The 4,975-nt window shown below is 66.4% G+C and carries 4 protein-coding genes; 2 read left to right on the top strand and 2 right to left on the bottom strand.

The window, feature by feature from the left end:
• Nucleotides 1–63 precede the first annotated feature (63 nt).
• Nucleotides 64–1,482 carry a glycosyltransferase gene (locus ACFTOW_RS04060; protein WP_379913352.1) on the top strand — a complete coding sequence of 473 codons (1,419 nt, stop codon included), beginning with the start codon at nt 64–66 and terminating at the stop codon, nt 1,480–1,482.
• Between the two features lie 89 nt (nt 1,483–1,571).
• On the opposite strand, the gene ACFTOW_RS04065 is transcribed toward ACFTOW_RS04060, so the two are convergent.
• Nucleotides 1,572–2,240, bottom strand: coding sequence for an ABC transporter ATP-binding protein (locus ACFTOW_RS04065; protein WP_379913346.1), 669 nt, complete (start codon nt 2,238–2,240; stop codon nt 1,572–1,574).
• Entirely contained in the window at nt 2,237–3,820 is a 1,584-nt protein-coding gene (locus tag ACFTOW_RS04070; protein ID WP_379913348.1) for a KpsE/RkpR family capsule polysaccharide export protein, read from the bottom strand. Before ACFTOW_RS04070 ends, ACFTOW_RS04065 begins: the two co-directional genes overlap by 4 nt.
• 103 nt (nt 3,821–3,923) lie before the next feature.
• Between ACFTOW_RS04070 and ACFTOW_RS04075 the strand changes: the two genes are divergently transcribed.
• Nucleotides 3,924–4,871 carry a glycosyltransferase gene (locus ACFTOW_RS04075; protein WP_379913350.1) on the top strand — a complete coding sequence of 316 codons (948 nt, stop codon included), beginning with the start codon at nt 3,924–3,926 and terminating at the stop codon, nt 4,869–4,871.
• Nucleotides 4,872–4,975 lie beyond the last annotated feature (104 nt).

A 4,975-nucleotide genomic window follows, 5' to 3' on the forward strand; every position in this document is an offset into this window, starting at 1 on the left:
CTACCCCCCGGGTGGGTCATTTTTAAATGATCACGATGGGTCAGTTTTGAATGCAGATTGACAGTGGTCAGCGACACCACCACCCACCAAGAGGTCATCGCGGATGGTGAAACCGGTTTTCTGGCCAGCGATACCGCAGGCTTCATCGACGCGCTGGACAGGCTGATCACCGATGACGACCTGCGCACCCGGGTCGGGGCGGCAGCACGCGAGCGGGTGATGCGCGACTATGCCGTCGAGACGATGGGGCGCGCGCTGCGCAACGCCTTTGACGGGCTGCGCCCGGCGATGTCGCGCAAGACCCGGCTGATGGTGGTGAATGTGTTCTACCCGCCCCAGGCCATTGGTGGGGCCACGCGAGTGGTCTATGACAATGTGCGGTTGCTGCAGGAGGCTTACGGCGACCGCTACGAGATCGATGTGGTCTGCACGCTGGAAGGCGGCACCGATCCGTTGTCGGTGACCACCTATACGGAAGGCGGCGTCCGGGTCTGGGCGATCACCGCACCGGTCCAGCCGCAGGGCGACATGACCGCGCAGGACAGCCGCATGGCACAGGTGTTCGAGCAACTGGTCGAACGGCTGGCGCCTGACCTGATCCATTTCCACTGCATTCAGCGGCTGACCGCCGCTGTGGCCAACGTGGCGCGGCTGCGGCGCATCCCGTACCTGATCACCCTGCATGACGGATGGTGGATTTCGCCCAACCAGTTCATCATCGACGATCGCGATCGCGTGAAACTCTACGATTACACCCGCCAGGACACTGAAACCTTCCCTGCCCGGGCGCAGGCGCTGGCGCGGCCCCTGCAGGGGGCGGCGCGGTTGCTGGCGGTGTCGGAAAGCTTTGCCGAGCTGCACCGGGCCTGCGGGCTGGAGCGGATCGAGGTTACCGAGAACGGCGTTTCGGATCTGCCCACATGCACGCGGCTGCCCTCGGCCAGCGGGCGCGTCCGGCTGGCCCATATCGGCGGGGCCTCGCGTCACAAGGGAATTCACCTGGTGCGCAACGCGCTTCTGGCCAACCCGTACGAGAACCTGGAGCTGCTGCTGATCGATCACAGCCTGACGCCGGGCACCGTCACGCATGAGACCTGGGGCACCACCCCGGTCACCCGCGCGGCCAAGGTGGCGCAATCGGATATCTTGGATCTTTATGCGCGCATCGATGTGCTGCTGGCGCCGTCGATCTGGCCCGAAAGCTACGGTCTGGTCACCCGCGAGGCGATCGCCTGCGGCATCTGGGTCGTCACCTCGGACCGGGGCGCGATCGGCGCCGATATCACCGAAGGGGTGACCGGCCACCGGGTGGATGTGTCCAGCTATCAGGGGCTGGCCGATATACTTGGCCGCATCGACAGCGATCCGGGCCGCTATCTTGGCCCGCCGGGCGCGCCTCCGGCCACTCGGCAGGTGCGCGATCAGGTCGATCAGCTGGCCACGATCTATGACACGGTGCTGGCCGAGCGCCGCGCCAGGTGAGACCAGTCTGGTGATATTGGCACGCCGCCTTTCGCATGCGAAAGGCGGCGTGCGGGCATTCTCGGATCTGCGTTTTCAGGTCTGCGTCTTCAGGCCCGTTGCTTGAGAACCATGTTCTCTTCGTGATGCGCGATGGCATCCTCGATATCGTCGTAATAGGTCAGTTGCCCATGCTCGAGCACGGCACCCGCCTCGCACATGTCGCGCATGGTCTGCATCGAATGGCTGACAAAGATGGCACCGGATTTCTCCATCCGTGCGCGGAACACCTTCTTGCTTTTCTCGCGAAAGGCGGCATCGCCCGCCGCCGTGATCTCGTCGATCAGGTAGGTGTCAAATTGCAGCGCCATGTTGATGCCAAAGGACAGGCGCGACCGCATACCGGACGAATAGGTTCGCACCGGCAGGTGGAAATGCTCGCCCAGCTCCGAGAAGCGGGCGACATAGCGGCTCATTTCCTCGGTATCGGCCCCGTAGATGCGGGCGACGAAGCGGGTGTTCTGCGCGCCGGTCATGTCGGGGTGCATCGAACTGGCAAGCCCCACCGGAAACGAGATGTTGCCATCCGACAGCACCTCTCCGCTGGTGGGGGCCGATGTGCCCGCGATCACCTTGAGCAGGGTCGATTTGCCCGCCCCGTTGCGCCCCAGAAGGCCCACCGAGACCCCGGTGGGAAACACCGCGTTGATGCGGTTGGCCACCACCTTGGTGATGCCGTTGATCTCGAACACCTTGGTCAGGTCGCGCAGGACGATCATCGCCGGTCCCGCAACGCATAGACCATCAGCACCAGCGTGGCCCATGTCAGGAATGCAAACAACGCCACCAGCCCGGTCAGGGCCAGCCGGTCCGGCCGGGTGGCCGATTCCGGCAGGGTGGGGTTCACATGGGCGGCCAGATACCGGCTCTGACGCAGCGCCTCGGCCCGGGCGCTGTCAAAGGCCGACAGCGCCGCGGTATAGCTTTGTTCGGCGAATTGCAGGTCCACCGCCAGGCTTTCATATTGTCCCACCAGGTTGGCAAAGGCGTTTTCGTCGCTGGCCTCGGCGCTGTTGCTGCCCAGGCCCAGCTTGCGGCGCTCTTGCTCGATGCGATCCTCGATCACCTGCACGCGGCGTTCGGTCTGGGTGATGCGCGGATCGGTCTCGCGGGTGGTCTGCTGCAGGATGTCCAGGTCGATCAGGGTCTGGGCCAGTTGCCCCTGCAGCGAGCTGAGAATGCCCATCTGCCCCTGGATCGAGGCCGAGGGATCGACGATCTGGGTCTCGTTGCGAAACCGCGTCATCGCCTGCCGTGCCTCTTTCAGACGCTCGACCGCCTGGTCCAGCTCGTCTCGGGCATAAGAGGTGGCATCATCGCGCGCGATCGCCGAGAGCCGGTTGATCATGGCCGAGCTTTCCTCGTAGATCACCTGCGCCAGCGCCTGCGCCTCGGCCGGGGTAAAGGCCTGCACCTCAAGGTCGATCAGCCCGGTGCCGCTGTCGGAGTAGACCTTGACCATGCGCGACCAATGTGCGGTCAGATCCTCGATGGCGCCCCGGGGCGGGCGGGCCTCGACGCCGAAAATGCTGGGCAGGATGCCTGTCGGGTTATAGGCGAACACCGGGTCATGGTCGCCGTTCCACCAGCTGCGTCCCGGTCGACCCCAGATCTCGCGCAGGTCCAGCCGCGCATCGGCGCGCGCCACAAGCTCGGGGCTCTGGATGAACTTGTACAGGATATCGGTATCCGACGAGGACGAGCCCGACATCTGCGCCATCCCGCCCAGCAATTCGAACGCCGAGCTGATTTCCTCGGTGCGCACTGAAAACCCCGCGTAAGAGACATAGCGATCCTGCGCGCGCGTCCACAGATACCAGGCCGAGACCAGCACCGGCAGCCCGACCAGCACCACGAAACTGGCCAGCGCCAGCCAGTGCCGCAGCCTGCTGCGCGCGGGCGCCACGGGCGGGGCGACCTGGCGCGGGGCCGCCTTGGGCTTGTCCTGCTTGTCGTCTTTCTTGTCACCGGCGACCTCGGCCTCCATTTCGGCAAGCTGCTGGCGCAGCTTCTCGGTCTTGAGTTCCTGCAGGCGCTGCGCCATGCGCTGACGCTCGGCCACGGCTGCATGTGCGTCGGTCGGCGCCTCGGCGGTGCCCTTTGGCCCGCCCTGTGGTCCGTCCTGTGGCCCCTTTTGTGGCGCGCCTTGTGAACCGCCCTGCTTGCTTGCCGCCGCCCCGGGCTGCGGGGCCGGGCCGGACTTTGACTGCGTTGACGTGTCAGGCTTGCCGGATGTATCGCTGGTGGCGTCCCGGTCCGTGGACGGTACCGATTGTGCCGAAGTGGTCTTTGCGGTCAAGTGGTGCCCCGCCCAATGAAATGCGTTGATCGCGGGCAAGTTACAGAACTTCGCCCGCCAAGGCCAGCAGCGCCGGGGGCGGTTTGCGAAAAGGAGCCGTCGCGTGACGCATCTGCATATCCGCATCGTGATGGCCACGCGCAACGGTGCCGCGTTCCTGCCCGCCCAGCTGGACAGTTTCACCGCCCAGACCCATGACGACTGGGCGGTGATGGCGGGCGATGACGGATCGGGCGACGGCACGCCCGATCTGCTGGCCGACTGGGGCCGGGCCCACCCGGGCCGGCTGGCCTGGGCCGGGCCTGGGCCGGGGGTCGGGGCGGCGGCGAATTTCCTGACCCTGCTGGCGCGCGCGGCGCAGGCGGCCCCGGATGCGGCGCTGGCGTTTTCGGATCAGGACGATGTCTGGCTGCCGCAAAAGCTGGCCCGCGCCAATGACTGGCTGATGGCCAACGGGGCCGCCGGGGGGGCGGCGCTGATCTGGACCTGCCGCACGGTGCTGACCGATCAGGCGCTGGTGCCGCTGGGCGAAAGCCGGCGGTTTCCGCAGCCGCCGGGCTTTGGCAATGCGCTGGTGCAGAACATCCTGGCGGGCAACACCATGGTGCTGTCGCCCGCCGCCGCCCGCGCGGTGGCAGGCACCGTGAACACCGCGCTGGAATGTGGCGTGCCCTATCATGACTGGTGGGTCTATCAGGTGCTGACCGGCATCGGCGCGCGGGTTTGTTGCGAGGACGCTCCGCTGGTTCTGTATCGTCAGCATGACGGCAACATGCTGGGCCATCACGGGCCGGTGCGCGGGCGGTTGCGGCGGCTGGGGCTGGTGGCGCGGCGCGATTATTCGGGCTGGATCGGCGCCAACCTGACCGCCCTGCGCCGGCACGAGGCGATGCTGACCCCGCCGGCGCGGCTGATGCTGCGCGCCTTCATGCTGGCGCGCCGCCGTGGCGGGCCAGCCCTGGCCGCGGCCCTGCCCCGGCTGGGCCTGCACCGCCAGACGCCGCAGGGCGACCGGATGCTGCGGTTGATGGCGCTGTCGGGACGGTTGTAGGCATCGAAACCTTGCGAGATCTGGGGTAGATTCCGGTAGGGGGCAGGATCGTATCACAAGGCATTTTGGCGGTGCCGCCTGACGATGTCCGTGACGGTGTTTTT

It is taken from the genome of Lacimonas salitolerans (assembly GCF_042677865.1).
Taxonomy (GTDB): Bacteria; Pseudomonadota; Alphaproteobacteria; order Rhodobacterales; family Rhodobacteraceae; genus Lutimaribacter; species Lutimaribacter salitolerans.

Coding starts and splice junctions, on each gene's coding strand:
- ACFTOW_RS04065 (WP_379913346.1), bottom strand. CDS start 2,240: ATGATCGTCCTGCGCGACCTGACCAAGGTGTTCGAGATCAACGGCATC.